The sequence below is a fragment of the Marispirochaeta aestuarii genome (genome assembly GCF_002087085.1).
GTDB lineage: Bacteria > Spirochaetota > Spirochaetia > JC444 > Marispirochaetaceae > Marispirochaeta > Marispirochaeta aestuarii.
In genome coordinates this window covers 135,865-162,098 of sequence record NZ_MWQY01000007.1, presented here as the reverse complement: position 1 = coordinate 162,098, position 26,234 = coordinate 135,865, and the positions used below count along the sequence as shown (strand labels likewise).

Below are 26,234 nucleotides of genomic sequence, written 5' to 3'. Positions count from 1 at the left end.
CCCAGGATTAAGTTAATCGTTATCGGGGTCGGAATCAAAAAGATTTGTCTTCATTACGATGCGCATAGCTTCAAGCCTGCTATGAGTACCAATTTTTGAATAAATTACACTCACAAGGTTCTTAACACTTTGCTCCGCTAAAAACAGACGGTCAGCAATTTCTTTATTGTTCAAACCTTTTGATAAGAGAACAAGTACTTCCCTTTCTCTGTGGCTGAGGTCTTTTAGTTCATCGGGTAATTTTTCGCTATTCTTTTCATGTTCTTCTTTAATATGACTAGAAGAAATTATCCGAATGATTTTAGATGCTACTGAAGCAGAAATTAAGACCGACCCTTCTTTAACTGCTCGAATTGATGCAATTACCTCACTTGGCGGAATATCTTTCAAAAGATAGCCGACTGCCCCACAGGAAAGAGCTTCGCAAACATATTCATCATCATCGAAAGTTGTTAACATCATTACCTGGATATCCGGAAATCTTTCATGTATAATCCTGGTTGCTTTTACCCCGTCCAACGAAGGCATACGCACATCCATGAGAATAACATCAGGTCGAAAATGCTCGGCCATGGTTATTGCTTCATTTCCGTCACTAGCTATTCCAACTATGGATATATCATCTGCTCTCGTTTCAATTACTGCCTTCAGACTCTCAACAAAAAGTAACTGATCGTCGACCATCAATACCCGAATAGAATCCATCACGATATTGCACCCCTAATAGTTTGATTAACAATTTAATTAAAGCGGAATTTCTGCAAATAACTGGAAACCATCGAATACGTACCGCGCTTCTACCTTACCGTGTAATTTCTCTGCTCGTTCCTTCATTCCTGCAATGCCAATTCCTTCAATTATCTCCCCTGTGTCTCCTATTCCATTATCGCGGACATGGATATATAAAATCTTTTGTTCGGTCATCCAAAAATAAATTGAGATTCTGGTTGCCTTACCATGCTTAAATGCATTTGTTAGCCCTTCCTGAATCATTCTATACAAAAAACTATTTACCTCGTCTGGTAGTACTAATGGTATATTTCCATATTCGATTGAAACCTCAACACCTGTTACTTTCTCAAAGATTGTAATAAGTTTATTAATCGCCTTTTGTCCAGAAATTTGTTCTTGCTCATTTATTCGAAGCTCACGAAGAGCACGCCGAGTTTCCTGCAGACTCATCTGAGCCTGGGTTCTTGTGATTTCTATAAGAGATGAGAGCTTTTCAGAATCTTGTGGAGTAATATCTGAAGCTGCTTCCATCATCATTATTATATTTGTAAGGGAATATCCAATTGTATCATGGATTTCCCGTGAGATTCTTTTTCGTTCATTTTCAATGGATTGAAAACCGATTGCCGCTGCATAATCTTGAAAATCGATATTTACATTTGTCAATTTATGGATGTTATTTTCCAGTTGTTTAATCGTCTGCATTTCTCGCACTGCTATCGATTGATACATGTGGAGAAGAGTTGTTAAAGAGGAGGTAAAAAGACTAAAGAAACAAAAGGCAATCAAATCCGTTGCTGATGGCGTAAAAAAGTTTGATGACCAGATAGGTTCGGAAGGTCGGCTTATTACGAATACTCCTATAAAGATTACAGAAAGAAAGAATCCTGAAAAGCCTTTTAGTTTGAAATTTGACTCACTAATAAGAACGAACATTAACACAGTCGCAATCTGTAGGTCGTCACTTTCAGGGTAACTAATGAGCAAAAGTATTGCGTATTCCAATAAGAGTATACAGATTATGCCGACTGAGTTTTTTGTCCGGTATAGAATCATAGACAAACCGCAATCGATGATGAGTAATACTAGTACCTGTTGAACCCAGTATTTTGGTAATAGTATTATTCGTGGACTGAATAGAAAAAGTAAAGCAGCTACGGAATAGCCTAATAACGCGGTTAGACAAATGACTTTTTCCGCTGAAAAAGCACTCTTCACATCAATATTTATAACACGGAACAACATAAAAGTAACTTATTTTCTTGCGTAGGTACTTAAGTACTCTATGGATTAGTACCAATTGCGTACTTTGGTACAATTGTGAATCCAGAATTTTGGGTTTATTCTTCTAACAGTGCAGTTCTTAACTATGAGAATTGTAAAAAAAATTGTTCGGGAGGCATACATGAGGAAAAAACTCAGAACTGTGGCTGTAATAATAATTATTACGATTGCCATTGGGAACGTCTGGGCTGGCGGGGGACAGGAAGCTACTGCGGATGGAAAGACAGAGATCAGATGGATGCAGTGGAAAACAACAGAAGTTGGTCAAGAGGTTATGGATGAGCTTAAAGCAGAATTTGAGAAAGCCAATCCAGACTTCACTCTGACCCTTGTCGATCATCCTTTTAATGGTTTTCATGACAAGGTTGTTACATTAGCGCAGGCGCAACAGTTACCGGAAGTTATCCTTGTTCAGGTAGACTGGGTTGGAGAATTTGCACAGTCCAAGATCATAACTACTCTAGACCCTCTTGTCGCTGAAGAACCGGCCAATTTTCTTGATCAGTATTATGATGCGTTTAAGATGCAGGTTGAGGGTAAACGATATTCTCTACCTCTGCATGCAGGTTGTGTAGCCCTATACTATAATACGGATATTTTTGCACGGGAGGGGATCAGTCAGCCCCCGAAAAGTTGGGCTGAACTGACGGAAATAGCTAAAAAGGTTACAAAACCAGAAAAGAACCAGTATGCGTTCACCGGAACTCTTGCAACAGAACCTCCTACGAATATGACGTATGATATCTACCCTCTCATGTTTCAAGCTGGGGCAAAGATCGTCGATGAAAACAATAAGCCAGTATTTAATAGTGACGCTGGTGTAAAAGCTCTTGAGTTTTATAAGGAACTGATGGTTGAGAGCGAAACTTCTGTTCCGGGTATTCTTCAGAATGGTGAAAAGGAAAAACGTGGGAATTTTGCCGCTGGGAATATAGCTATGATGTTTGAAGGCCCTTGGGGAGTAGCAATACAAAAAAACCTGAATCCTGATAAGGATTTCGGAATTACTACTCTTCCTTGGGGAGAGACAAACGGAACCATAGTACGAGGATCATTGTTTGCCATACCCTCGAGTACGGCAAAGGATGAAAAGAAATTAGAGGGAGCCTGGGAACTTGTTAAGTTTATCTCCGGTCCGATAGGCGGAGAAATCTGGTGTCGAGCAACAGGTGATTTGCCAGGAAACAAGATTGTAGCCGATAAACCTTTTGTAAAAGAAAATAAATATATGAAAGTTTTTATCGAACAGATGGGACTTCCGAATGCTATGGCAATTCCTCATCTTCCATACCAGGTTGAACTTAATCGAATCATGACTATAGAAGTGCAGAACTTTGTTGATGGAAAAAAGAGCGCAAAACAAGCACTTGATGATGCAGCTATAAAATGGGAAGAACTAATTTCTAAGTAAATTGATCGCCAATATGCGGGGCTGTAAGACTATGGTCCCGCATATTGTAAATTAGAAGGTAGATTTATGGTCGAAACAGGCATTTTGCGTAGCAATAAATTTTTTACTCTTAAGAAAATGCAGGCATATTTTTTTGTTCTACCCGGCATTATTATTTTACTTGTACTTTTAGTGTATCCACTAATTCAAGTAATGGTTCTGAGTTTTTTTCAAGGGAATCTTCTGGAAAGAGAGTTTATCGGATTATCAAATTATATTCAACTTTTTTCTGATCCTGTTTTCTGGAAAGCTTTATTACAGACAAGTTACTTTACCATAAACAGTGTGATATTTCATTTCCTTATCGGACTGAGCCTGGCTTTGATCCTAAATCAACATATCAATTCTAATATTCGTAGTTTGTTCAGAGGTTTTTTGATAATCCCTTGGCTTTTGGCACCCACAGTTGCCGCAATGATCTGGATACTCATATATAACCCTTTCGGAATGTTGAATGGTTTACTGACGTCATTTAATCTCCTAAGTGGACGCGGCCAGAGCATCAACTGGATTGGGAATCCAAATCTTTCGTTATTATCCGTTACAGTAGTAAATATCTGGAGAGGTTATCCTTTTACGATGGTAATGTTACTGGCTGCATTACAAGGGATCCCTGATGAGCTGTATGAAGCTGCCAGAATTGATGGGGCATCTCCAATTAAAAGTTTCTTTTACATCACAATCCCTGCACTGAAAGGGACAATGTTTACTGTAGGATTATTGGATATAATTTGGACTTTTAGACATTTTGATATCATATTTGCCATGACAGGCGGCGGTCCTATGAATAGTTCAGAGGTCATGACTACTCATATATATAACCTTGCTTTCCGATCTCTCAAATGGGGATATGCTGCCGCTGAGGCCGTTATAATGTTCCTGGTAATGTTGATATTTAGTACTTTCTATATACGTAATTTAAAAAAAGGAGAGACTGGGAATGATTAAGTCATCTTACAGGGTTCAACGGAAAATCTCCCGTCTTACTCTTTATGCTGTACTCCTCTCTTTTGGTATAGTCCTTCTACTTCCAGTTGCATGGATGGTCACTGTTTCCTTCCGACCGAATGTTGAAGTATTGAAGATTCCACCGACATGGATTCCCGAAAAATTCACATTTGATTCATATAAAAAAGTTTTAACTAACTTGAGATATTTACGATGCTTTTGGAACAGTTATTTTGTCTCTTTAACTGTTACCTTACTTGCTCTTTTTTTTGGAAGTTTATCGGGATATGGTCTTGCACGATTTAATTTCCGCGGGAAAAGAGCTTTAATCCTTTTTCTCCTTGCTACTCAGACCTTCCCGTTAGTATTGCTGTCATTGCCATATTTCCAGGTCGTTGTAAAACTGGGTCTTTATGACAATCTCCTATCTCTTATTCTAGTGTATCTTAGTTTTTGCCTGCCTTTTTCCATTTTAATGCTCAGGAATTATTTTCAGGAACTGCCCATCGAGCTTGAGGAAGCGGCAATGGTTGACGGATGTACACGACTTGGGGCGTTATGGCGCGTAACGATTCGAATTAGTTTCCCTGCAATGGTCGGTACAGGTTTATATACATTCCTTTTGGCTTGGAATGAATTCCTTTTTGCGATGATTGTTGTTGAATCATGGAGCAACAGGGTTTTAACTATTGCTATTTACAGTTTACTTTCTGAATTTGTTACAGATTGGACCACAATGATGTCTTTTTCAGCCCTTGCTAGTCTCCCGATTATCATCGCGTTCATTTTCCTGCAAAAATATGTAATACGAGGGATGACGATGGGAGCTATAAAATAAAAAGAAAGCGTTTCTTTACAGTGATGAGAATCTTATAAAAATAGGAGTTGTTGAGGTGACTGCCACTGAGATCGGCGAATCTGTAAGATTTGCTACAGAAATACGGAAGTTGGCTTTACAGGGAATAGGAAATCTTGGGGTAGGGCATGTCGGAGGTACCATGTCCATTATTGATGCTCTTGCAGTCTTGTATGGACGTTGGATAAATTGCGACCCACAAAATCCATCAAAAATAGATCGTGACCGGCTGGTACTTTCGAAGGGACACGCTGGACCGGCTCTTTATGCAACGCTTTCTCTGGTTGGTTTTTTCCCGCAGGAGTGGTTGCTAACTCTTAATTGTGGGGGAACTCGGCTGCCCAGCCATTGCGATCGGAATTTAACCCCTGGAATAGATATGACTACAGGTTCACTTGGTCAAGGGTTGTCAGCAGCTTGTGGGATGGCTCTTGGATATAAAATAGATGGGATAAATGGATGGATATACTGCATTATTGGAGATGGTGAGACTGACGAAGGACAAATTTGGGAAGCTGCTATGTTTGCTTCACAATACAGGCTCAAACGACTTATCGCATTTACAGATTACAATAAAATGCAGATTGATGGACCTACTCAAGAGGTTATGGATCTAGGTGATATTGAAGGAAAATGGCAAAGCTTTGGGTGGAATGTTCTAAGGGCTGATGGACATGATCATGAACTCATTGATTCGGCTATATGCTCTGCACGAAATAGCAAGGAAAAGCCTACTATGATAATCCTTGATACAATTAAAGGAAAAGGATGCTCATTTGCTGAGGGTGATCTTAATAGTCATAATATGTCAGTAAGTCCAGCTCAGTTAAAAGACGCCTTAGAAGCATTAGATAGAGAACTAAGATAGGCGAGGAATAGGAGTGTAGAAGCTATGGATATGCGAACTGTTTTCATGGATGAACTTCTTAAAACAGCTGAGAAAGATAAACGCATTGTTTTCTTAGATGCTGATCTCGGAAAAGCAGGAGCAACCGCGTCTTTTGCTGATAGTTATCCAGATAGAAAAATAAATGCCGGAGTTGCTGAATCAAACATGATAGGTATTGCTGCAGGCCTTGCTTCTGTAGGCAAAATACCTTTTGCGCATACCTTTGGCTGCTTTGCATCAAGACGTGTATTTGATCAATTCTTTATATCGGCAGCCTACGCGAAACTTGGAGTTAAGCTTGTTGGCACAGATCCTGGTGTGGCTGCGGCCTTTAATGGCGGAACCCATATGCCCTTCGAGGATTTGGGATTAATGAGAATAATTCCAGGGCTCCCTGTTATTGAACCTTCAGATCCTGTTTCATGCATTGGGTTATTGAGATCTGTGATAGATTATCCAGGGCCTGTCTATTTTCGTCTATACAGGAAGGAATTACCTGTTCTGTATAAAGAAGATGAAACCTTTGAAATTGGTAAAGCAAAAATAGTAAAGAATGGTGGAGAAGGAGGAGTCCTTTTATTGGCTTTGGGTGGTATTATGCTGAACGAGGCTCTTTTGGCTGCCAATGAACTCGAAGAACGAGGGGTTCACGTTTCTGTGATCGACGTTCTTTCATTAAAACCTCTTGATGAGGATTTGTTACTTAAAGAGATTAAAGAATCTAAAATTGTACTAACCTGCGAGAATCATCAGAAAAAAAATGGACTAGGTAGTGCAGTTGCAGAGTTGATAGCAGAAAATGGACTATCTGTACCATTAGTCAGAATTGGAGTTGATGATTTATTTGGGCAGGTTGGAACAGAAGAATGGTTGAAGATGAATTATGGCTTGAGTCATGAATCAATTATACAGGCGGTACTACATAGGAGTGCTATGTGAAAAAGGAAAATACAATCGCTATTGCGTCAGATTTATCCGGCTTTCCTCTTAAGAATGCAGTTGTGGATTATCTGAAAGAAAAAGATGACCTTAATATTATTGATTTTGGAATAGAGGATGAAGAACACCCTCAGCCATATTTCATCCAAGCCCCAAAGGTAGCAGAATGTATCCAAGAGGGAAAGGCGGATAAAGGTATTCTGATATGCGGTACTGGTCAGGGAATGGCAATTGTAGCCAACAAGCATAAAGGGATTTATGCCTGTGTTGTGGATGGGGTCTTTGCTGCAGAGCGATCTAAGATTATTAATAATGCTAATATTATCACTATGGGAGGGTGGATAACAGCCCCTTTTCTTGCAACACAGATAGTAGAAGCATGGCTTTCGGTATCCTTCACTCAGAAAATGGAGTTCAAGAAAGATTTCCTTACTAATGCTTTTAATCAAGTTGTTGAACTTGAGACCAGGACTATGAGATAGGGTTCTTTAATGATCGAATTCCTGGCAAGTCAAGTACAAATTGTCGAAACAAAGACTTTTTCTTTGGATGTTATTAATCGGGTTTTATTATATTTGGACGCTAATGATGGACCGATCTTAATTATCAAAGATCCGAGAAGCGACCCTGTTATAGAAACAGTATTGGATAAACTTTCAATAGAAAAGGAGATAACTGTTTTAGATAGAATTGTACCTAATCCTGAATGCCGAGATATAGACATAATGGTTGAGTCTGCAAAGAAATTAAAACCAAATCTGATTATTGGCATCGGTGGCGGTTCGACTCTTGACTCAGCAAAGGCTGTCGCCATGCTTCTAATCAATCAAGGAAAACTTGATGAGTATCTTGGAAGGGATGCGATACGAAAAGTATTAAAAAATGGGATTCCTCTTGTACTTGTTCCCACAACCACAGGAACAGGGTCAGAGGTTACAAGGTTCGGTGTATACACATCAGGATGTGGTAGAAAACATACGTTAGCTTCTGATCTCCTGCGTCCAAATGCAGCCATATTGTGCGAAGAGCTTGTTTCTTCTTTGCCAGCTTTCTTGGTAGCGATCACTGGTTTTGATGCTTTAACCCATGCTTTAGAGGCTCTGTGGAATAAGAATGCTTCAGCAGTTTCTGATAGTATCGCAGAACAAGCGTTTATAAGGATATATAACAGTATCCGAAAAGCTTGGAAAGAAGCCGCTGATAGTGAAAAAGAACGATATCCTGGAGCAAACGAGCGATATTCGCTATTGTGTGGAGCAAACTTAGCTGGGATAGCATTTGATAAGACTGGAACAGCTGCTATTCATGCACTTTCATTTGTTCTATCTGAAATGTGGCATGTACCCCATGGTTATGCATGTGCTTTCTTTACTGACGCTGTGTATGATATTAACTCGAAAAATGAGTATGTTGCTAATAAACTCTTTCGTATTGCAAGGGAGCTGAGCATTGCGGATGGCAGTAATATAAATAACGCAGTAAAAAAGCTAGGAGTTGCGATTAAAAGGCTTCGTTCGGATTTGGGTTTGGGTTCTGATTTTGACAGTCTTGAAAACGCAATGGTAAGCCAGTTCCATCCGAATGGTAGAGGAGATTCTTTTGCCGCGTTTGATGCTTGTCTCGATGATCCCAAAATGAATAATAATATTATTCCAATAGATCTTGAGCTTATACGTTCAATTATCAAGAGAAAGGTAATATGACTGTTATTCAGATCTTGGCTTCTGGTTCTATTGTGTTAATTACACATCTGGTTCAAACTGTTACAGGATTTGGTTCGACAGTTCTGGCTTTACCTTTTCTATCTCAGATCATTAGTCTGAAAGCGGCAATACCGACGTTAGCGATTTTATCTTGGATTCTCTCTCTTTATATTGTATGTCTACATTGGAGAAGGATTGTTTTCCGGCAATATTTAATTATTCTTGCCTTCGTTTCCATTGGATTGCCATTTGGGATAATTATATTCAGGATATTCCAGGCTTCTTTCCTCCAGAAAGCACTTGCGATTTTTATTATAATAATCTCTATCAAAAATCTAATTGAAGTCAAAATAATAAAATTTAAAAATTCCCATAGAACCAAGATTCTAATCAATAATTTCAGTGTAGTTAAAAGATGGAGTTTGTATGCCTTGCTAATACTTGGTGGAGTAATACACGGAGCTTTTGCCTCAGGAGGACCTCTGATTGTTTTATACACTGCCTCAGCTATAAAGGATTTTGGTTCCTTTCGATCTACTCTTAGCTTATTATGGATAACCTTCAATACCATTCTAATACTCAACTACTTTATATCAAGCTCTTTTACTGTGCAAAATTTTCGAGATACAGCAATTTTGATACCATTTCTTTTTCTTGGCATATGGATTGGCGATGCGGCTCACAATTATTTTAGTAAGTTTAATGTCAAACCTATAATATCGGCTGTCCTCGGTATGACCGGAATAATAATGCTTGTGTCGTGATTTTCCTTGGGGAAGATGAATTTATGTCAATAATGATGATTATAATTGCGATATGTATAAATTATCAGACAATAATAAAAGTAACAGAAAAATCCAAAAAAGAACTACAGTTGCTCAGGCCATGGAAACCTTAGAGGGTATAATTGCCTCTGGATTATATAAAAACAACGACACATAATAATTTGTACCAGAAATTGCCTTATAAGCAGTTTATAGGGCTATAAAATAAAGAGAGGTAATTATGAAAGATGCTAAATTGTATGGACCGCTCCATGAAATGGCAGAGACAACATGTACGGATTTTTGGAACGACTCATGCTCGGTTAATGAAATGAGCTATGCCATTGAAAATGGAGCAGTAGGTGGAACTAGCAATCCTGTTATCGTTGGGAATGTGCTTAAAGCGGAGTTTGAAGAATGGAAACCCAGGTTAAAAGCATTGATTGATGAATCATCTGATTCCGATGAGGAAACATTAGCGTGGCGAATCATAGAAGAAATGACTATGAAGGCAGCAATCCTGCTGCATCCTATTTTTGAAAAGAGTAATGGAAAAAAAGGGAGATTATCAATTCAAACCAACCCAAGATTTTTTCGAAACTCAGAGGTTATGGTCGACCAAGCAATTCATTTTGCTTCTCTCTATCCAAATAATAACATAAAGATTCCGGTTACAAAGGCCGGTATCGAGACTATAGAAGAACTTACGTATAAAGGTGTAAGCATAAACGCTACGGTGTGTTTTACCGTACCCCAGAGTATTGCGGTTGCAGAAGCTGTGGAAAGAGGAATCTCACGCAGAGCAAAGGAAGGGATAGATAGCTCGACAATGAGTCCTATTTGCACAATCATGGTAGGACGCCTTGATGATTGGTTAAAAATCGTTGCTGATCGCAAAGGGATTATTACCGATCCTGGTTATTTTGAATGGGCAGGGGTGGCAACTCTAAAAAAGGCTTATAAAATTTTTAAAGAACGTGGTTATTCTTCCCGTTTATTGGCGGCAGCTTATCGAAACCATATGCATTGGTCACAATTTATCGGTGGAGAATTATCCATGACTATTCCATATGGATGGCAGAAAAAATTTAATTCTTCTGATATAACGGTTAAGGACAGAATAGATGATCCTGTTGATGATAGAATCATCGATGAACTGTACAGAAAATTCCCGGATTTCCAAAAAGCTTATGATGAAGAGGGATTAACTCTAGAGGAATTTGAATCTTTTGGAGCGACTAGAAGAACTTTGAGATCTTTTATTGAAGGTTATGATAAACTGTTGCAGATGATACGGGATCTTATGTTGTCTGATCCAGATATTCAAGGAGAGTAGGAGAAAATAATGGCAGTCCGTAAACTCAAGAACTATGTAAACGGCGCGTGGGTGGATCCCGCCGGCGCGTCCTACCTGGATGTTGAAAACCCGAGCACCGGAGAGGTGATCTCCCAGGTCCCCCTGACCCCGCGGCAGGAGACCGACAGGGCGATTGAAGCAGCCTACGAGGCCTATCTTTCCTGGAAGGATGTTCCCGTCTCCAGGCGGGTGAGCTACCTCTTCAAGCTGCGGGATTTACTGGAGGAGAACGAGGAGAAGATCAGCCGCATTCTGGTGGAGGAGATGGGCAAGTCTTTGCCTGACGCCAGGGCGGAGATGAAGCGGGTTTTCGAAAACGTCGAGGTGGCCTGCGGCATGCCGGTGATGCAGCAGGGCGACAAGCTGATCGGGGCCTCCTTCGAGATCGACGGAGAGGTGATCCGTCTTCCCATGGGGGTTTTTGGTATGATTGCTCCCTTTAACTTTCCCGCCATGGTCCCCTTCTGGTTTCTGCCCTATGCGATAGCCACGGGAAACAGCTTCGTCGTCAAGGCTTCTAAACAGGTGCCGAACACGATGAACTTCATTACCGAGCTGATCCATCAGACGGGACTTCCGGCGGGAGTCTATACCCTCATCAACGGTGACCGGACTGTGGCGGATGCCTTCATGGAACATCCCCTGGTGCAGGGAGTCTCCCTGGTGGGGTCCACTCCCACCTGCAGGCTGATGGCCAGAAAGTGCGCTGAGAACGGCAAACGCTTCCAGGCCATGGGGGGCGCCAAGAATCACCTGGTGGTCATGCCGGACGCCCGTCTCAACGAGGTTATCCGGAACATGATCACCTCCTGTTTCGGTTGTGCAGGACAGCGCTGCATGGCTGCCTCCGCCATTGTCTGCGTCGGGGACGATACCTACGCCAGGGTGACCGAAGAGTTCGTCAGGGCAGCCAGGGATGTAATCACCACCAATCCCCTCGATCCGGCGGTGGCCGACGAGAGCATGGTAATGGGACCGGTAATCTCCGCCAAAGCGAAGGAGTTTATCCTGGGGATGATCGACACGGGGGTCAAGGAGGGGGCCGAACTGCTCCTGGACGGCCGGGATATCAAGGTCGCGGGATACGAGAAGGGCTACTATATCGGTCCCACGGTTTTCGGCGGGGTCAAACCGGGAATGCAGATCCACCAGACCGAGATCTTCGGACCCGTGGTGGTCATTCTGAAGGCCGACAGCCTGGACGAGGCAATCGGCATCATCAACGATCACCAGTACGGCAACGGCGCCTCCATCTACACCCAGAACGGCTGGTTCGCCCGGAAGTTCAAGATCGAGGTCAAGGCCGGCATGATCGGCGTGAACGTCGGGATTCCCGCTCCGGTGGCCTACCTTCCCTTCGGCGGTATGAAGAACTCCCAGTTCGCCGACATCAAGGCCCAGGGCAAGGCGATTGTCAATTTTTATACCGAGGACAAGATCATTACCGAACGCTTCTGGTCAGAAGAGGGCTGACATTGCCCGAACTGAATCACCGCCGTCCGGAGATCTTCTTCGGACGGCTTTTTTCTTCCCTGAAAATGGAGTATTTTTATCCCGATTTATGAAGGAACGCGGCGACGATGAACGGCTGATCGATCTCAAGGAACAGGTTGCGGAGTTCCCCCACAGCCCGGGGGTCTACATAATGAAGGATTCCTCCTCCCGGGTCATCTACGTGGGCAAGGCGGTGGACCTGCGCAAGCGGGCGGGTTCCTATTTTATCGGGGAAAAGGACATCAAGACCCGCTTCCTGGTTCAGCGTATCGCCTCCATCGAATACATCGTAACTGCCAACGAGTACGAGGCCCTGGTCCTTGAAAACAACCTGATCAAGCAGTGGACACCCCGCTACAATGTGAACCTCAAGGACGGGAAGAGCTACCCGGTAATACGGATTACCGCGGATGAGTTTCCCCGGGTTTTCCGTACCCGCCGGATTGTGCGGGACGGTTCGGAATACTTCGGTCCCTATCCGGATGCCCGCAGTGTCGACCGCTATCTCGAACTCATCGAGCGGCTCTTTCCCTTGAGAAAGTGCAAAGGAAAGCTGAAAAAACGGGATACTCCCTGCCTCTACTATCACATCGGCCGCTGCAGGGCCCCCTGCGTCGGAAAAATCAGCCGGGAGGATTACGCCAGAGAGGTGGACCGGGTGAGGAAACTCCTCTCCGGGGCAACGGAGGAGCTGATCTCCGATCTGAAGGCGGAGATGGAAGAGGCTGCTGCGGACCTCAAGTTCGAAAAGGCCGCCTCCCTGCGGGATTCCATCGCCGCGGTGGTGAGCGTCGAGGAGGGACAGCAGGTCCAGGATTTCCAGGAGGAATCCCGGGACTACCTTGCGGTGGCAACGGCGGGACGCTTTGCATCCTTCGCGGTAATGCAGATGCGGGGAGGCAAGCTGGTGGGCCGTGAGCTCTACGGCAATGTGAGTCCCCAGGACGAGGAAGAGCTCCTCTTCGATTTTCTCCTGCAGTATTATACCCCGGACCACCGGCCACCGGAGATCATCTATCTCTCCCACCGGGTCAACAAGGCTCTTCTGGGGGAATTTTTCAGCTCCCAGGGATGGACTGAATGCTCCGTGGAGGTCCCGGAGGAAGGGCGGCATCGATCCATCGTGCACATGGCCTTGGAGAACGCCTCCATGGATGTCCAGAAGAGACAGAAGGCCTCGGCCAATCTGCCTGCCCTGGAGGAACTTCGTATAGTACTGGGACTCGGGAGTCTGCCCCGGCGTATCGAGGGCTTTGATATCGCCCACCTGGCGGGAAAGCATACCGTGGCTTCTCTGGTCTCCTTCTACAACGGGAACCCTGACAAGAAGAACTACCGCTCCTTCAATATACGCAGTTTAAAAGGTGAAATCGACGATTTTCAGGCCATGCGGGAGGCCATGGCCCGGCGTTATACCCGGGTGCTGAATGAAGGTCTTCCCCGTCCGGACCTGGTAGTCATCGACGGCGGTAAGGGTCAGCTCAATGCGGCACTGGAAATCATCCGGGGGCTGGGTCTTGAGGAGGTCGCGGTAATCGGTCTTGCGAAAAAGAATGAGGAGATCTTTCTTCCCGGCCGGAGTGATCCGGTGAGTCTGCCGGAGACCGCGGAGGCCCTGAAGGTCCTGCAGGCGGTGCGGGACGAGTCCCACCGTTTCGCCACCTCCCTGAGCCGCCGTCAGAGGAGCTCTGATCTGCATCTGGGCCGCTTGACGGGTATTCCCGGAATCGGAGAGCGCCGGGCTGCCGCGCTGATTCAGGAGTTCGGAGGTATCGACGGGCTGTCCGCGGCCAGTTACGAGGATCTGCGGAACCGTGGACGGCTTCCGGAAGCGGTGGCGGAACGGGTGGTGGCGGAATTCTCGGCGAAGAAACCGGATTCCGGAAATTAAGGCAGAACCGGCTCTTCTTCCAGACCCTTGCGGGCGACGGCGTAGTAGAAAAACATGCTCAATACATGGGAATGGGCTTCGGCGGGAGTGCTTCGCAGGAGCCCGTCGTAGCGGGCCTGGAGGGCGAGAATACGGCCCAGATCCTCGGAGCTGTAGTTGGCTGCTCCCTGCAGGCTGATCTGCCCGTTCCGTTTGCCCCGGATGTTGACCCGGTTGAGGGCTTCCTGTTCGCTGAAGTTGCTGTCCAAAAGCAGACGCAGGGCGTGGAGCCTGCGGAACTGCCAGATTATCCCTCCCAGGATCTGCACCGCCTGACCTGCTCCGGATTCCAGAATCTTGATGCAGATATCCAGGCTGCCGGCCAGATCCCCCTCGGCAATCTTGGCAAAGAGGCTGAAGACGTTCTCTTCCTTGCTGTGGAGTATCTGGCTTTCCACATCCTCCACACTCAGCTGGCGTCCTTCTCCATAGTAAAGGGCAAGGCGTCCGCAGGCCTCCTTCAGGTCCAGGGTGTTGTTGTCCACCAGGTCCAGAAGAAGTTCCAGGGCCTCCTGATGGATCCCCATCTTTTTTTCCCGGAAGTAGGAGAGAATCCAGCCCTGTTTCTGGTTCTCAAAGAGCTCCCAGAAGATCTTAACATTCTCCTTTGGAAGAGGCTTTTTCAGTTTTCCCGGAGGGCTTTTCGGGTCACTCCCGATTTCATCTGAAAGGAGAAGCAGGGTCACTCCCGGGGCAGGGGAGGCGATATATTCGATCAGGGAATCTACTCCCTCTTTTTTCAGATCCTCGATGCGGCTGATTTTTACCAGTTTGCTGGAAGCGAAGAGTGAGCCGTTTCGCATATCCGAAACAACATCCGCCATGGAGGTGTCGTAGGGATAGAAGCTCGATGTTTCCAGGGACCCTCCGGCCTTCTTTTCCAGATCACTGCGGAGACGGGCGATAAAACGTTCCTTTTCCCCGTTTTCGGGGCCCAGGAGAAGAAAGATGGATTTACTCATAACAGCGGATCAGATACTGAAGTTTTCCAAGAACGCGGACATTCTGGGTGTAGATAGGCGGGTAGACGGGATTCTCGGATTTCAGTTTGACCCGGTTTTTTTCCCGGTAGAAACGTTTCAGGGTAACCGCTTCGTCGTTTATGCGGGCAACGATGATGTCCCCGTTATAGGCGCTCTCGGTTTTCAGGAAGACGGCTGTGTCTCCATCCAGTATTCCTGCGTTCTGCATGCTGTCTCCCTTTACCTTCAGGGCAAAATGTTCACCCCGGGAAAGCTGGGAAGCGGGAACCCTGACCTGTCCGTCGAAGTTTTCCTCCGCAAAGAGCGGAATACCCGCTGCTACGTTTCCAAGGACCGGGATATCCAGTATTTCGTCACCGGAGGAGCCATCCTGGGAGATGATCTCGAGGGCGCGGCTTTTACTGGAGCCCGAACGCAGGTGTCCCTTCTTTTCCAGGGCCTTAACGTGGTCGTAGGCTCCTTTAACCGAGATGGAGAAATTGGAAGCAATCTCACGGATCGTTGGAGGATACCGGTGGTCTGATAGATACTCTTTAATAAAACTGAGGACTTCGTTCTGTCGACTGGTCAGTTTCTTCATTTCTTGATCTCGATACTGTATTTCTTAATCTTACTGTGCAGGTTACTGGGATAGATACCCAGATTCCCCGCGGTCTGCGATATGTTGTATCCGCATTCCTGCAACTTGGTTTCAAGAAACCGTTTCTCAAAGAGCTCTTTTGCTTCGTTCAGTCTCAAATCGAGGTAGTCCCGAAGATCGGTATGCGCAGGGCTGACCTGCTGTTCACCAAGATAATATAACGCGGTCTCGGCTGAAATACTCTCTTCGTCGCTCATTATATTAATCCGTTCTATGAAATTTTTCAATTCCCTTATGTTTCCGGGCCATAAATAATTCTGTAAAACCTGCATTGCTTCATTGGAGAAATGCCTGACTGTCCCCGCGGGGTCATCGGAGGCGTATCTCCGCATAAAATACTCCACCAGCAGGGGCAGGTCCTCCAGCCGATCCCGCAGAGAGGGAACATGAACAGGTACCACGTTGAGCCGGAAAAACAGGTCCTCCCGAAAGCGGCCGGCCCGGATCTCCGCCTGAATGTCCTTGTTCGTTGCCGCCAGCAGGCGTACATTCACGCTGATCTGTACCTCACCGCCGACACGCTGAAAGAGCTGCTCCTGAATCACCCGCAGAACCTTGGCCTGGGCGTTCAGGGACATATCGGCTATCTCGTCAAGAAAGAGGGTACCGCCGTCGGCGGACTCAAATTTGCCCTTTCTCCGGGAAACTGCCCCGGTAAAAGCCCCTTTTTCGTGGCCGAAGAGTTCGCTTTCGATCAGGGTATCGGGAATGGCGGCGCAGTTTACCTCCACAAAAGGCCCGGCGGCCCTGCCGCTCTGGCGGTGGATCTCCCGGGCAACCAGCTCTTTTCCCGTACCGTTATCCCCCAGGATCAGGACCTTGGCGTCGGAGGCGGCGCTCTGACGGATCCGTTCCCTGACCTTATTGATCCCCGGACTCTCTCCGATAATCTCATCCTCGATGAAGAGGGACCTTTTCAGGTTGGTGTTTTCCCTGCGCAGTTCTTCCAGCTGAAAGGCGTTACGGCAGATGGTGAGAAGTCTGTCCAGGGAGAGGGGTTTTTCAATGAAGTCGAAGGCTCCCAGTTTTACCGCCTTAACAGCCATGTCGATGTTCGCGTGTCCTGAAATCACGATGACCTCAAGATCGGGATACTCCTCCTTGATCTGCTTCAGCACATCGATTCCCCCCATGTTGGGGAGCCATACATCGAGGATTACCAGATCGACGGGATTCTCCCTGAGCAGGGCGAGACCTTCGATACCGTCTTCGGCGCTGATGACCGAGTAACCTTCATCGGTGAGAATATCATGGAGAACGCTGCGAATGCCGGGTTCATCGTCGATAACCAGTACCAAACTCATGCTTAAAGCTCCAGGGGTAGATCGATAAAAAAGGTCGTGCCGACCCCGATGGCGGATTCAAACCAGATCTGACCGTGATGATCAAATACAATACGTTCAACAATGGGGAGTCCGAGACCGGTGCCGTGGGATTTGGTGGTAAAATAGGGATGAAAAACTTCTCCCTGGTTTTCCGTCGCAATTCCGCTACCGGAATCTTCAACCTGCACTCTACAATAGCGGGTATTTCCCTTTCGGACAAGGTCGGTCCTGACTATTATTCTTCCTTCGCTGCCCATGGCTTCCACGGCGTTCTTGAAAAGATTGGTGAATACCCGGCTGATCTGTTCCCTGTCCAGGGGCAGCTCGATATCCCGGTCCACGGCGGAGAAATCGAAGGATATATCGGGGTATCCCGAACGGTACTGGGAACCTATCTCGTCAAGGAGATTCGCCAGTTTGATGGGATACCTTGAAGGACGGGGCAGTCTGGCGAAATCCCGAAACTCCTGAAGCAGCAGATCCAGGTTTTCCACCTCCCGTATAATGGAACTTACTGCTCCTTCCAGGATTTCTCCGATCCTTCCCGGGTCCTTTTCGTAGCGTCTGAGTATTCGCTGGGCCGAGAGCTTGATGGGAGTCAGGGGGTTCCGGATTTCGTGGGCCAGGCGTTGGGCTATCTCCTGCCAGGCGGTCACCTTTTCGGTCTGCAGGGTGGTGCGGCGGCTGTTTTCCAGTTCCGACATCATCCGGTTGAAGGAGGCGGTCAGGATGGAAAGCTCGTCCCGAGAGCGTCCGAGAATCCGGTAGGAGAAGTCCCCCTCCGAGGCCCTGCGGGTTGCCTCCTCCAGGGAGACTATGGGCCGGATCAGTTCGTCGCTGAGAAGAAAACTGACCAGGATGGCGAGCAGAAATACCGGTAAGGAAAAATAGGAGAAAAAGATCAGCAGGATGATCCTGAATATGTTCTTGTACTCCTGAATCTGGCGGTAGGACTGACGGCTCTGGGTCAGTTTCTCCGCAGAAGCTCCGAAATCATCGGGGAAACGGCTGCTGAATACAATATTTACTATATCGCCGTCCCCTACGCGGAACTCCCTGGCTACCCGCTGGACCGTAACGGGACCCAGGTACTCCTTCGGGACAATACCATTCTCGGCGATTGTCTCCGGCGGTTCATCGAGCATCAATACCGGATCTCCGGAGAAATGGACCGACTCGAAACCTCTGAAAATCTGCAGGCTGTCAACGGCACTGTTCGCTTCCTGCAGGGATTCCCACAGGGAACTGTAATCCGACTCATTCAGCAGACGGTAAAAGAGGGAGCTCTCGGCAAGATTGACCAGATTGTCCACCCGCTCGCTGTTATAGGCCAGGGCAATCTCTACTCCGCCGTCCAGGGCTTCGCCCAGATCCGTGGAATACCAGGAGTGGAGGGCCGTATCGATGAAGGCCAGAGAAAGTATCGCCTGCGGGAGGGATGCGAGGAGGCTGATGGCGAAAAAAAAGACCATCAGTTTGGTCTTGAACCGTGTTCCCGGCCGGTTTTCCCTGCGATCCCGTATCAGTTTGATTATCTGTAATCCCACGGTTCCGAAAAGAAAGACCGGCAGCACGATTCCCAGGGGAATAATATAAATATTGTCCAGCTGCTCGCCGGCGGAAATATCGATAAGGATCTGCCGGGCGAGAACAAGGACCAGGATAATCAGAATGATGTAGAGCAGGGTGACGGTGAGGATGCTGCTGATAGGTCCCAGGGGCTGGTGTTTTCCTCTTCTCATTCTGCGTTTATCCCCGCCGAACTTTTTTGTCTGTACAGGTCTATCATCTTCCATTCCCCCGCGGAACGCAGCTTTGTCAGGAAGGGACTGAGAATATTCAGGGGAGGAAGCAGCATCTTCCACTGTATTTCTCCCCTCAGGCGGAAGCTGTGTTTGCCGGAGGGCACCTGTATCGGCAGTTCCCGGAAGGACAGCACCGCATCAAGCAGGGCATCCTTGTGGGAAAAAAAGCGGCGTTCACCCTCGGGGTCCTCGATCACGTAGAGTCGTTCCACGGAGTCCCAGCTTACCCTGCGCTGATATTCATAGTACCCGGCCCGGGGATTGAACATGGAGCTTTCCGATGAGCCCTCCCGCAGGCGGATGCCTATCATGACGGTGTTTCCCTCATTCAGGGATGAGAGCAGCCGCCGGGTATCCTCGAGAAGAATCCGGCAGTCCAGAAGAAAGATCTCCCCGTGTCTGCGTACCGAATCGACGCTGACCTCCTGGGAATAAAGGAAGATTCCAGCAGTCAATGCAAGGAGAACCAGAACCGATCGCTTACTCTTCTTCAAAACGACTTTCGAACAGATGGACAATGGCTTCCACCGCTGCCTCTTCATCATCACCTTCGGCAACGACCCGCAGCTTTGTGTTGAAGGAGGCCCCCAGGGTTATTATGCCCATTATGGATTTACTGTTTATCCGGGTACTGTCCTTTTCCAGATAAACCTGAGAGTCAAATTCATTAGCCGTCTTTACAATCATCGCCGCCGGACGGGCGTGAATCCCCGCCCGGTTCTTGATTACAACCTCTTTGGAAACCATGCCTACTTCCTAAAAGATATCTTTTTTCTGAAAATAGAGGGCCCGGGCGTTCTCACTTTCCAGCCACTTGAGGATGTTCTGGTTGAACTCCCTGGCGGAATAGTAGCCCATTTTTTTCAACCGCTCATTCATGGCGGCGGTTTCTATGATAATCGGTACGTTGCGTCCCGGTTTAACCGGGAGGGTGACCGTCGGAATACCGACACCCAGGATTTCGGTAATGTTGTCCCCGGTTCCCAGGCGGTCATACACCTTGCTTGAGTCCCACTCCTCAAGATCGACGATGAGCTGCACCTGCTTCTGATCCCTGATGGCCCCGACCCCGAAGAGGTGGGAAATATTAATTATCCCCAGACCCCGTATTTCCATGTGATGCCCTGTTACGGCGTTGGCGGCGGAGCCGATGATAATGCTGCCGCTCACACACTTCATCTCCACTGAATCATCGGTTATCAGCCGGTGACCCCGCTCGATCAGTTCCAGGGCGGTTTCGCTCTTGCCCACACCGGAGTTGCCGGTAATCAGCACGCCGATTCCGAAAACCTCCACCAGAACTCCGTGAATGATTCTGGTGGGGGCAAAGATATTCCCCAGGGCCCGGTTAAGCCTGGTGGCGAATTCTGAGGAGTTGAGGTCGGTCTGCAGGACGGGACATTCCGCTTCTTCGGCGAGCTCCATGAAACGCGGATGGGGCTGGAGGGAATGGGAGAAGATACAGCAGGGAATCGAATAGGTGAAGAACTCCCGGATTGTATCGTAGTTGTTTTCGCCTTCCAGTTTCTGCAGGTAGGCGTACTCTCCCCGGCCAAGAAGCTGGACCCGCTGTCCTCCGAAATTGTCGAAAAAACCGCTCAGGGCGAGACCCGGCCTGTTGATGTCCGGGACGACAATTTCCCGTTCAAGGCCGGGCCGTCCGCCGATGCAGCTGAGGCGGAGATCGTTCTGTTCCTTTAATTCCAGATCAAGCAGATCCAGTACAGTAAACTTGTCCATTGGCGTGATTATGGAATCCCGTACCTAGTGGTGCGAGTTAATCTTCTCCTTCTCTTTTTTTATCTTGACAATAAGCTTATCGAACAGCACATCAATGGCAGGCCAGAGTTCATGACCGTCCACCCGGATATGGGAGGGTGCTCCCCAGCTGAAGTGAAAATTCACCTCTACTTTGAACAGGTTCTTCTCTTTGGTGATGGTAATATGGAGCGTTTCCAGATTCTCCTTTACCGATTCCAGGCGAAGCATCTTCTTCTCAATGTAATCAGTGGTGTTTTCGCTTACATGATAGTGGACGCCTTTAAGTTCAAAGTGCATGAAGTCCCCCTCAAAAGTGTTTTATCGATCGTAGGAAGAGAGGATATCAAGCTCCTGACGATACTTGGCAACCGTCCTCCTGGCGATCTTGATTCCCCGCTCTGCGAGGATATCAGCGATTTTCTGGTCCGAGAGCCGTTTGCTGCTGCTGTGCTCTTCGATAATCTCACGTATTCGGTGTTTTACCCCCTCTTTCGAAAATTGCGACCCCGTTGAACCGGCGCCGGATATGGAATTTGTAAAGAAGTACTTCAGTTCGAATATACCCCATTCAGTCTGAATATACTTAGAATTTGCGATACGGGAAACAGTTGTTTCGTGAACATCCACCGCCTGGGCAATATCCTTCAGTGTAAGGGGCTTCAGGTATTTTGGCCCCCGGCGAAAAAAGTCCCGCTGAAATTCGACAACCGCCTTGGATATGCGCAGAAGGGTCTGGTTGCGCTGTGTAACGGAACGGATAAACCACTGAGCGTCCTTTACATGGTCCCGGACAAAGCTGCGGACCTCTTTCTGGTCCCGGGCTTTGTTCTCCCTGAGGAGCTGGGTGTAAAAATCGTTGATGCCCAGGACCGGAACCTCTTCATCATTCAGGATCGGCTGGTATTCACCGTCGAGCATCACCACCATCACGTCGGGAACGACAAAGCAGACTTCATCGGAGGAGTACAGGCGTCCGGGAAAGGGGTTCAGGGTCCGTAAAAACTCGAGAATCTCGTCCACATCCTCAAGGTCTATATGCATTTTCCGGGCCACATCCTGATAACGCCCTCGTTCCAGGAGTTCCATGTGCTTTTCGATGACCTCCTCGATTCTGTCCGGGGCGGCCGGAGAGAGCCTGGCCTGCACGATGAGGCTCTCTTTGAAGTTGGCTGTACAGGTGCCGGCCGGTTCAAGCTGCCGGATACGTTCCGCCGCCTCCTGGAAGCGTTCCATCTGGCGGGGAGAAAGAAACGTGGAGGGTTCCTCGATATGGAATCCGTTATGGTCCAGGTTCTGAATCAACAGCTCCCCGGTTTCGTAGAGATCCCGGTCGACGGGCTGCAGCTGCCACTGCCATAGCAGGTGGTCATGGAGGGATTCGCTCCGGGACAGGGCTCCCTCCAGGAATTTCTGCTTCCGGTCCCCCGCTTCCCGGTCTCGGCTCTGGTTGTATCCGGGATCCGAGGAGTTCTCGAAGGCATCGAAGTCCTCGGTGTTCGGCCTGTTCTCGTCGATGGAAAGGGCCTGCTTTTCCGAGACAATCTCCAGGGCGGGATTCCGTTCCAGTTCCTCCCGGATCTTCTGACGCAGTTCCTGGATGGGCAGGGCCATCATCTGGATGGACTGGTAAAGCTGGGGACTCATCTTGAGTTTCTGCTGCTGAACAAGTACTGGTCTCTGATACTGCACTATACCCTCCGGGGGAGTTCTCTGAATTCTAGAGTTGCATTTGTGATTTGTCAATTGAAGCTTTTTGTTATCCCGCCGGCTTACATCCGGAATTCCGCTCCCAGATAGATCTCCCTGGCGGTTTCGCTTTCAAGAATTTCCGTTCTGCCGCCGCTTACCAGGATCTCTCCCATGTTGATGATATAGGAGCGGTCGGTAATCTCCAGGGTATCCCGCACATTGTGGTCGGTAATCAGAATACCGATTCCCTTGGATGCCAGGGAGCGGATTATCCGCTTGATTTCATGCACCGCTATGGGATCGATTCCTGCAAAGGGTTCATCCAGCAGAAGAAAGCGGGGCTCCGCCGCCAGGGATCTGGCGATCTCCGTGCGTCGTCGTTCCCCCCCGGAGAGGGTGTAGCCCTTCTGCCGGCGTACGTGGGCTATCCCCAGTTCTTCCAGGAGTTCCTCCAGCCTCGCCGATCGGGCCTGGTTATCCAGGTCCCGGCGGGTTTCCAGAATGGCCCGGATGTTGTCTTCCGCGCTCATTTTCCTGAATACCGAGGGCTCCTGGGGCAGATAGGATATGCCCAGCCGGGCCCGCTTGAACATGGGAAGATGGGTGATCTCTTCTTCATCCAGAAGAATCGTTCCTCCCCCGGATTTTATGAATCCCACGATCATGTAAAAGACGGTGGTTTTTCCCGCGCCGTTGGGACCAAGGAGACCGACAATCTCTCCGTTCTGCATGGCGAAGCTGACGTCCTTTACGGCAAGCTTCCTGCCGAAGGATTTCGCGAGCCCCTCCACAATCAGTTTGCTCATGGCGCCGCCTCCGCCGGGAGATTCTCTTCTTCTTTGACCTGTGTTTCCACGGTACCGGTAACCTGTCCTTCAAGCCTGATTTCGTCCGTCTCCAGGTCGACCAGGATACGGGAGGCCTGGTAGACATCTCCCTTCCAGTCAACCCGGGGTAGACCCGACAGCTCCAGGACCTTCTCTTCCCGGAAATAGCGGGCGAACTCGGACCTGCAGATCATCACCTCGCCGTCGGAAATCTTGATGATTCTGACGCCCATCTGGATGAGGGTTACTCCCTCGTCGTCTCCCCGGTCCTCAAAGAACCCGCCCCGGATCAGAAGACCGTTGGCCCCGTCCTCCATTTCCGCGTAGCCTTCTATGCGGGAGATCTCCCGCTCCCGGTCTACAAAAATAACGGAGGAGCGGATCAGGAAATCCTGCTTTCTGTTCTCCAGCTTTATATCGCCGCTGCAGCGAAGGTAGCGGAAATTCTCTCCGAACAGCTCGATCCGGTCTGCCTGTATCAGCAGGTCTTCTGTTTCCACCAGGGCGTTGCCGGAAAGTTCCGTCTGTTCCCTGCCTTCGGCGAAGCGGGCGACGGTGGAATCCGCAGAAAAGTAGAGACTCTCTTCAGCCGCCAGGGGCAATGAGGTGATCAGCAGGAGAACAAGACAGCTGACATGGCAGGGGGATCTCACGGTTCGCTGCCCTCTCCGCCGTCATCGGAATCAAAGACGTAGCGGCCGGAGACTCCGCGGCTGAAGCGGAAAATCCGGGACGGGAAGTCCGCGCTGAAGCCGAAGCCCCTGATGCCGGTGCCGTTCTTTCGTTCCAGGTATACCTCGCCCTCGGGGCGCCCGGCGAGGCGCCGTTCCCCGTCGATCCACTCCAGGTAATCAGCCGACACTGTGGCGCTGTCCTTCTCTGAGGTAAAACTGATATTGCCCTCGAGAAGGGCATTATCGGTGCGGGTGTCGAACTCAACCAGATCGGCCCTGCCCCGGGTACTGACTTCGCCTTCCCGGTCATACTCGATGAATTCGGCCCCCCGAAGGATCCGACGGAAGGTGTTCTCGTAATCCTCCAGGGAATCTGCCTGCACGCGGAACTTTTCCTGTCCCTCCTCCACGGTGACCACTGTGACGCTGCTCATTCGCAGGGCAGGGGTCTCGTCGTCCAGGCTCTCCGCCAGTTCCTGATACTCCAGGCTGCACCCTGTTCCAAGGGCCGCGGCGGCGGCGGCGATATGGAGGAGGCGGCGCAGGGTCATCCTCTGCCCCGGACCTCGTCGGCGGCGGCAATAAAACTGGTAAAGAGGGGGTGAGCTTTGATCGGTTTTGACTGGAATTCCGGGTGGTACTGAACCCCGATTCCCCAGGGATGGTCCGGCCACTGGATGGATTCCACCAGGGCTTCGTCCGGGGTTACCCCGCTTATGATTAATCCCTTTTCCTCGAGGAGGGGACGGAAACGGTTCGATACCTCGTAACGGTGCCGGTGGCGTTCGAAGATGGTCTCCTCCCCGTAAATGTCGCGGATCATGGTTCCGGCCTTCAGCCTGGTTTCGCTGCGTCCCAGGCGCATGGTTCCGCCGTAGTGGGTCACGTCCACCTGTTCCTCCAGGAGGCTGACCACGGAGTTCTTGCCGTCCGGGGAAAACTCCGATGAATCGGCGTCCTCTATCTCCAGAACGTTCCGTGAGTACTCGATGACCATTACCTGCAGTCCCAGGCATATTCCGAAGCAGGGCAGGGCGTTCTGCCGGGCGTACCGGGCGGCCTTTACCATGCCGGTTATTCCCCGCTGACCGAATCCGCCGGGGATGAGGATGCCGTGGATGCCTTCCATCAGGGAGTCCAGGTCCTCGGTCTTTTCCAGCTCTTCCGCATCGATCTTGATGATATCCACCTTGACCGTGTTGGCGATTCCACCGTGGTAGAGGGCCTCGTGGACCGATTTATAGGTGTCGTGAAGGTCGATATACTTGCCCACCAGGGCGATCCGCTCAGTATGCCGGGCCCCGATAATCGTGTTCACCACCTTTTCCCATTCCGAAAGATCAATGGGCCGGGTCTCGATTCCCAGCTTCGCCACGGCGATGTCGTCCAGGCCTTCGGCGTGGTAGTTCAGGGGAACCTCGTAGATGGTGGAACCCGCGTCGTGGGCGGAGATAACCGCTTCGTCGTCCACGTTGGTAAAGAGGGCGATCTTGGAGCGCATGCTCTCTTCAAGAGGCTTGGTGGAGCGGCAGAGCAGGATGTCCGGCACGATTCCGATTTCAAGGAGCTGCTTGACCGAATGCTGGGTGGGTTTGGTCTTCATTTCCCCTCCGGTTACCTCGGGTACCAGGGTGAGGTGGATAAAAACCACGTTCTTTTTGCCCACGTCGTGGCTGAACTGCCGGGCGGCCTCCAGAAAGGGGATGCTCTCGATGTCGCCGACGGTTCCGCCCACCTCGATGAGGGTTACGTCCGCATCCTGGGCCTCCCCGATGCGGAAAATACGCTGCTTGATTTCGTCGGTTATGTGGGGAATGACCTGGACGGTGCGGCCAAGGTAGCGGCCCTCCCGCTCCTTGGTAATTACCGACTGATAGACCTGGCCGGTAGTTATGGAGTGTTCCCTGCTCAAGGGGGAGTTGGTGAACCGGGCGTAGTTTCCCAGGTCCAGGTCTGTTTCAGCGCCGTCATCTGTAACGTAGACCTCGCCGTGCTGATAGGGGCTCATGGTCCCTGCATCGACGTTGATGTAGGGATCTATCTTGATCATTCGAATGCGCAGACCGCGACACTCCAGAAGGCTTCCCAGAGAAGACGCGGCGATACCCTTTCCGAGGCTTGAACAGACCCCGCCGGTAACGAATATGTATTTCTTCATGTACTCCGATTATCCCGGAATCGGGG

General features: G+C 48.8%; 26 protein-coding genes. 11 read left to right on the top strand and 15 right to left on the bottom strand.

Going from position 1 to position 26,234, the window contains the following annotated elements:
* Nucleotides 1-12: 12 nt before the first annotated feature.
* A complete protein-coding gene (locus B4O97_RS07855) occupies nt 13-705 on the bottom strand; it encodes a response regulator transcription factor (RefSeq protein WP_083049799.1) in 693 nt (230 codons plus the stop codon).
* 39 nt (nt 706-744) lie between these two features.
* Nucleotides 745-1,737 (bottom strand): sensor histidine kinase, encoded by a 993-nt coding sequence (locus B4O97_RS07850; protein WP_158084207.1) that lies wholly within the window; start codon nt 1,735-1,737, stop codon nt 745-747.
* A 400-nt stretch (nt 1,738-2,137) separates the two neighbouring features.
* Between B4O97_RS07850 and B4O97_RS07845 the strand changes: the two genes are divergently transcribed.
* From B4O97_RS07845 to uvrC, 11 genes are all read left to right on the top strand, one after another.
* Nucleotides 2,138-3,427, top strand: a complete 1,290-nt coding sequence (locus B4O97_RS07845) for an ABC transporter substrate-binding protein (RefSeq protein WP_158084206.1) — start codon at nt 2,138-2,140, stop codon at nt 3,425-3,427.
* Nucleotides 3,428-3,493: 66 nt separating this feature from the next.
* Entirely contained in the window at nt 3,494-4,414 is a 921-nt protein-coding gene (locus tag B4O97_RS07840; RefSeq protein WP_083049794.1) for a carbohydrate ABC transporter permease, read from the top strand.
* Nucleotides 4,407-5,252 (top strand): carbohydrate ABC transporter permease, encoded by an 846-nt coding sequence (locus B4O97_RS07835; RefSeq protein WP_083049793.1) that lies wholly within the window; start codon nt 4,407-4,409, stop codon nt 5,250-5,252. The genes B4O97_RS07840 and B4O97_RS07835 overlap by 8 nt, the downstream gene beginning before the upstream one ends.
* 55 nt (nt 5,253-5,307) lie before the next feature.
* A complete protein-coding gene (locus B4O97_RS07830; protein WP_083049791.1) occupies nt 5,308-6,138 on the top strand; it encodes a transketolase in 831 nt (276 codons plus the stop codon).
* A 24-nt stretch (nt 6,139-6,162) separates the two neighbouring features.
* The gene (locus B4O97_RS07825) at nt 6,163-7,098 is read left to right on the top strand and encodes a transketolase family protein (RefSeq protein WP_083049790.1); all 936 of its coding nucleotides are present in this window, start codon (nt 6,163-6,165) and stop codon (nt 7,096-7,098) included.
* Entirely contained in the window at nt 7,095-7,580 is a 486-nt protein-coding gene (locus tag B4O97_RS07820; protein ID WP_083049788.1) for an RpiB/LacA/LacB family sugar-phosphate isomerase, read from the top strand. Before B4O97_RS07825 ends, B4O97_RS07820 begins: the two co-directional genes overlap by 4 nt.
* 9 nt (nt 7,581-7,589) lie before the next feature.
* Nucleotides 7,590-8,801, top strand: coding sequence for an iron-containing alcohol dehydrogenase (locus tag B4O97_RS07815; RefSeq protein ID WP_083049787.1), 1,212 nt, complete (start codon nt 7,590-7,592; stop codon nt 8,799-8,801).
* Nucleotides 8,798-9,565: a sulfite exporter TauE/SafE family protein gene (locus tag B4O97_RS07810; protein ID WP_083049785.1), complete on the top strand. Its 768-nt coding sequence runs from the start codon at nt 8,798-8,800 to the stop codon at nt 9,563-9,565. Before B4O97_RS07815 ends, B4O97_RS07810 begins: the two co-directional genes overlap by 4 nt.
* Nucleotides 9,566-9,806: 241 nt before the next feature.
* Nucleotides 9,807-10,901: a transaldolase family protein gene (locus tag B4O97_RS07805; protein ID WP_083049784.1), complete on the top strand. Its 1,095-nt coding sequence runs from the start codon at nt 9,807-9,809 to the stop codon at nt 10,899-10,901.
* Nucleotides 10,902-10,910: 9 nt separating this feature from the next.
* The gene (locus B4O97_RS07800) at nt 10,911-12,395 is read left to right on the top strand and encodes a CoA-acylating methylmalonate-semialdehyde dehydrogenase (RefSeq protein ID WP_083049782.1); all 1,485 of its coding nucleotides are present in this window, start codon (nt 10,911-10,913) and stop codon (nt 12,393-12,395) included.
* 88 nt (nt 12,396-12,483) lie between these two features.
* Entirely contained in the window at nt 12,484-14,307 is a 1,824-nt protein-coding gene (gene uvrC / locus B4O97_RS07795) for an excinuclease ABC subunit UvrC (RefSeq protein ID WP_083049781.1), read from the top strand.
* Here uvrC and holA read toward each other — a convergent pair.
* From holA to B4O97_RS07730, 13 genes are all read right to left on the bottom strand, one after another.
* The gene (gene holA, locus B4O97_RS07790; protein WP_083049779.1) at nt 14,304-15,308 is read right to left on the bottom strand and encodes a DNA polymerase III subunit delta; all 1,005 of its coding nucleotides are present in this window, start codon (nt 15,306-15,308) and stop codon (nt 14,304-14,306) included. The genes uvrC and holA overlap by 4 nt on opposite strands.
* Nucleotides 15,301-15,909 carry a transcriptional repressor LexA gene (gene lexA / locus B4O97_RS07785; protein ID WP_083049778.1) on the bottom strand — a complete coding sequence of 203 codons (609 nt, stop codon included), beginning with the start codon at nt 15,907-15,909 and terminating at the stop codon, nt 15,301-15,303. Before lexA ends, holA begins: the two co-directional genes overlap by 8 nt.
* Entirely contained in the window at nt 15,906-17,273 is a 1,368-nt protein-coding gene (locus B4O97_RS07780) for a sigma-54-dependent transcriptional regulator (RefSeq protein WP_083049776.1), read from the bottom strand. The genes lexA and B4O97_RS07780 overlap by 4 nt, the downstream gene beginning before the upstream one ends.
* A 2-nt stretch (nt 17,274-17,275) precedes the next feature.
* Complete coding sequence (locus B4O97_RS07775; protein WP_158084205.1) at nt 17,276-19,036, bottom strand: sensor histidine kinase; 1,761 nt, start codon at nt 19,034-19,036, stop codon at nt 17,276-17,278.
* Nucleotides 19,033-19,593 carry a hypothetical protein gene (locus B4O97_RS07770; protein WP_083049773.1) on the bottom strand — a complete coding sequence of 187 codons (561 nt, stop codon included), beginning with the start codon at nt 19,591-19,593 and terminating at the stop codon, nt 19,033-19,035. Before B4O97_RS07770 ends, B4O97_RS07775 begins: the two co-directional genes overlap by 4 nt.
* Complete coding sequence (locus B4O97_RS07765; RefSeq protein ID WP_083049772.1) at nt 19,580-19,846, bottom strand: HPr family phosphocarrier protein; 267 nt, start codon at nt 19,844-19,846, stop codon at nt 19,580-19,582. The genes B4O97_RS07770 and B4O97_RS07765 overlap by 14 nt, the downstream gene beginning before the upstream one ends.
* Nucleotides 19,847-19,855: 9 nt before the next feature.
* Nucleotides 19,856-20,839, bottom strand: a complete 984-nt coding sequence (gene hprK / locus B4O97_RS07760) for an HPr(Ser) kinase/phosphatase (protein ID WP_083049770.1) — start codon at nt 20,837-20,839, stop codon at nt 19,856-19,858.
* A gap of 24 nt (nt 20,840-20,863) precedes the next feature.
* Nucleotides 20,864-21,157 carry a ribosome hibernation-promoting factor, HPF/YfiA family gene (gene hpf / locus B4O97_RS07755; protein WP_083049768.1) on the bottom strand — a complete coding sequence of 98 codons (294 nt, stop codon included), beginning with the start codon at nt 21,155-21,157 and terminating at the stop codon, nt 20,864-20,866.
* A gap of 21 nt (nt 21,158-21,178) precedes the next feature.
* Nucleotides 21,179-22,549 (bottom strand): RNA polymerase factor sigma-54, encoded by a 1,371-nt coding sequence (rpoN, locus tag B4O97_RS07750; protein WP_083049767.1) that lies wholly within the window; start codon nt 22,547-22,549, stop codon nt 21,179-21,181.
* 80 nt (nt 22,550-22,629) lie between these two features.
* Nucleotides 22,630-23,355, bottom strand: a complete 726-nt coding sequence (gene lptB, locus B4O97_RS07745; RefSeq protein WP_083049765.1) for an LPS export ABC transporter ATP-binding protein — start codon at nt 23,353-23,355, stop codon at nt 22,630-22,632.
* The gene (locus B4O97_RS07740; RefSeq protein ID WP_083049764.1) at nt 23,352-24,029 is read right to left on the bottom strand and encodes a hypothetical protein; all 678 of its coding nucleotides are present in this window, start codon (nt 24,027-24,029) and stop codon (nt 23,352-23,354) included. The genes lptB and B4O97_RS07740 overlap by 4 nt, the downstream gene beginning before the upstream one ends.
* Nucleotides 24,026-24,601: an LPS export ABC transporter periplasmic protein LptC gene (lptC, locus tag B4O97_RS07735; RefSeq protein ID WP_083049762.1), complete on the bottom strand. Its 576-nt coding sequence runs from the start codon at nt 24,599-24,601 to the stop codon at nt 24,026-24,028. Before lptC ends, B4O97_RS07740 begins: the two co-directional genes overlap by 4 nt.
* The gene (locus tag B4O97_RS07730; RefSeq protein ID WP_083049761.1) at nt 24,598-26,208 is read right to left on the bottom strand and encodes a CTP synthase; all 1,611 of its coding nucleotides are present in this window, start codon (nt 26,206-26,208) and stop codon (nt 24,598-24,600) included. Before B4O97_RS07730 ends, lptC begins: the two co-directional genes overlap by 4 nt.
* Nucleotides 26,209-26,234 lie beyond the last annotated feature (26 nt).

What these genes read in the sequence shown, in the direction of transcription:
- B4O97_RS07855 (WP_083049799.1), bottom strand. Translation starts at nt 705, where the DNA reads ATGGATTCTATTCGGGTATTGATGGTCGACGATCAGTTACTTTTTGTT.
- B4O97_RS07845 (WP_158084206.1), top strand. Translation starts at nt 2,138, where the DNA reads ATGAGGAAAAAACTCAGAACTGTGGCTGTAATAATAATTATTACGATT.
- B4O97_RS07840 (WP_083049794.1), top strand. Translation starts at nt 3,494, where the DNA reads ATGGTCGAAACAGGCATTTTGCGTAGCAATAAATTTTTTACTCTTAAG.
- B4O97_RS07835 (WP_083049793.1), top strand. Translation starts at nt 4,407, where the DNA reads ATGATTAAGTCATCTTACAGGGTTCAACGGAAAATCTCCCGTCTTACT.
- B4O97_RS07825 (WP_083049790.1), top strand. Translation starts at nt 6,163, where the DNA reads ATGGATATGCGAACTGTTTTCATGGATGAACTTCTTAAAACAGCTGAG.
- B4O97_RS07815 (WP_083049787.1), top strand. Translation starts at nt 7,590, where the DNA reads ATGATCGAATTCCTGGCAAGTCAAGTACAAATTGTCGAAACAAAGACT.
- B4O97_RS07810 (WP_083049785.1), top strand. Translation starts at nt 8,798, where the DNA reads ATGACTGTTATTCAGATCTTGGCTTCTGGTTCTATTGTGTTAATTACA.
- B4O97_RS07805 (WP_083049784.1), top strand. Translation starts at nt 9,807, where the DNA reads ATGAAAGATGCTAAATTGTATGGACCGCTCCATGAAATGGCAGAGACA.
- B4O97_RS07800 (WP_083049782.1), top strand. Translation starts at nt 10,911, where the DNA reads ATGGCAGTCCGTAAACTCAAGAACTATGTAAACGGCGCGTGGGTGGAT.
- uvrC (WP_083049781.1), top strand. Translation starts at nt 12,484, where the DNA reads ATGAAGGAACGCGGCGACGATGAACGGCTGATCGATCTCAAGGAACAG.
- holA (WP_083049779.1), bottom strand. Translation starts at nt 15,308, where the DNA reads ATGAGTAAATCCATCTTTCTTCTCCTGGGCCCCGAAAACGGGGAAAAG.
- lexA (WP_083049778.1), bottom strand. Translation starts at nt 15,909, where the DNA reads ATGAAGAAACTGACCAGTCGACAGAACGAAGTCCTCAGTTTTATTAAA.
- B4O97_RS07780 (WP_083049776.1), bottom strand. Translation starts at nt 17,273, where the DNA reads ATGAGTTTGGTACTGGTTATCGACGATGAACCCGGCATTCGCAGCGTT.
- B4O97_RS07775 (WP_158084205.1), bottom strand. Translation starts at nt 19,036, where the DNA reads ATGAGAAGAGGAAAACACCAGCCCCTGGGACCTATCAGCAGCATCCTC.
- B4O97_RS07765 (WP_083049772.1), bottom strand. Translation starts at nt 19,846, where the DNA reads ATGGTTTCCAAAGAGGTTGTAATCAAGAACCGGGCGGGGATTCACGCC.
- hprK (WP_083049770.1), bottom strand. Translation starts at nt 20,839, where the DNA reads ATGGACAAGTTTACTGTACTGGATCTGCTTGATCTGGAATTAAAGGAA.
- hpf (WP_083049768.1), bottom strand. Translation starts at nt 21,157, where the DNA reads ATGCACTTTGAACTTAAAGGCGTCCACTATCATGTAAGCGAAAACACC.
- lptB (WP_083049765.1), bottom strand. Translation starts at nt 23,355, where the DNA reads ATGAGCAAACTGATTGTGGAGGGGCTCGCGAAATCCTTCGGCAGGAAG.
- lptC (WP_083049762.1), bottom strand. Translation starts at nt 24,601, where the DNA reads ATGACCCTGCGCCGCCTCCTCCATATCGCCGCCGCCGCCGCGGCCCTT.
- B4O97_RS07730 (WP_083049761.1), bottom strand. Translation starts at nt 26,208, where the DNA reads ATGAAGAAATACATATTCGTTACCGGCGGGGTCTGTTCAAGCCTCGGA.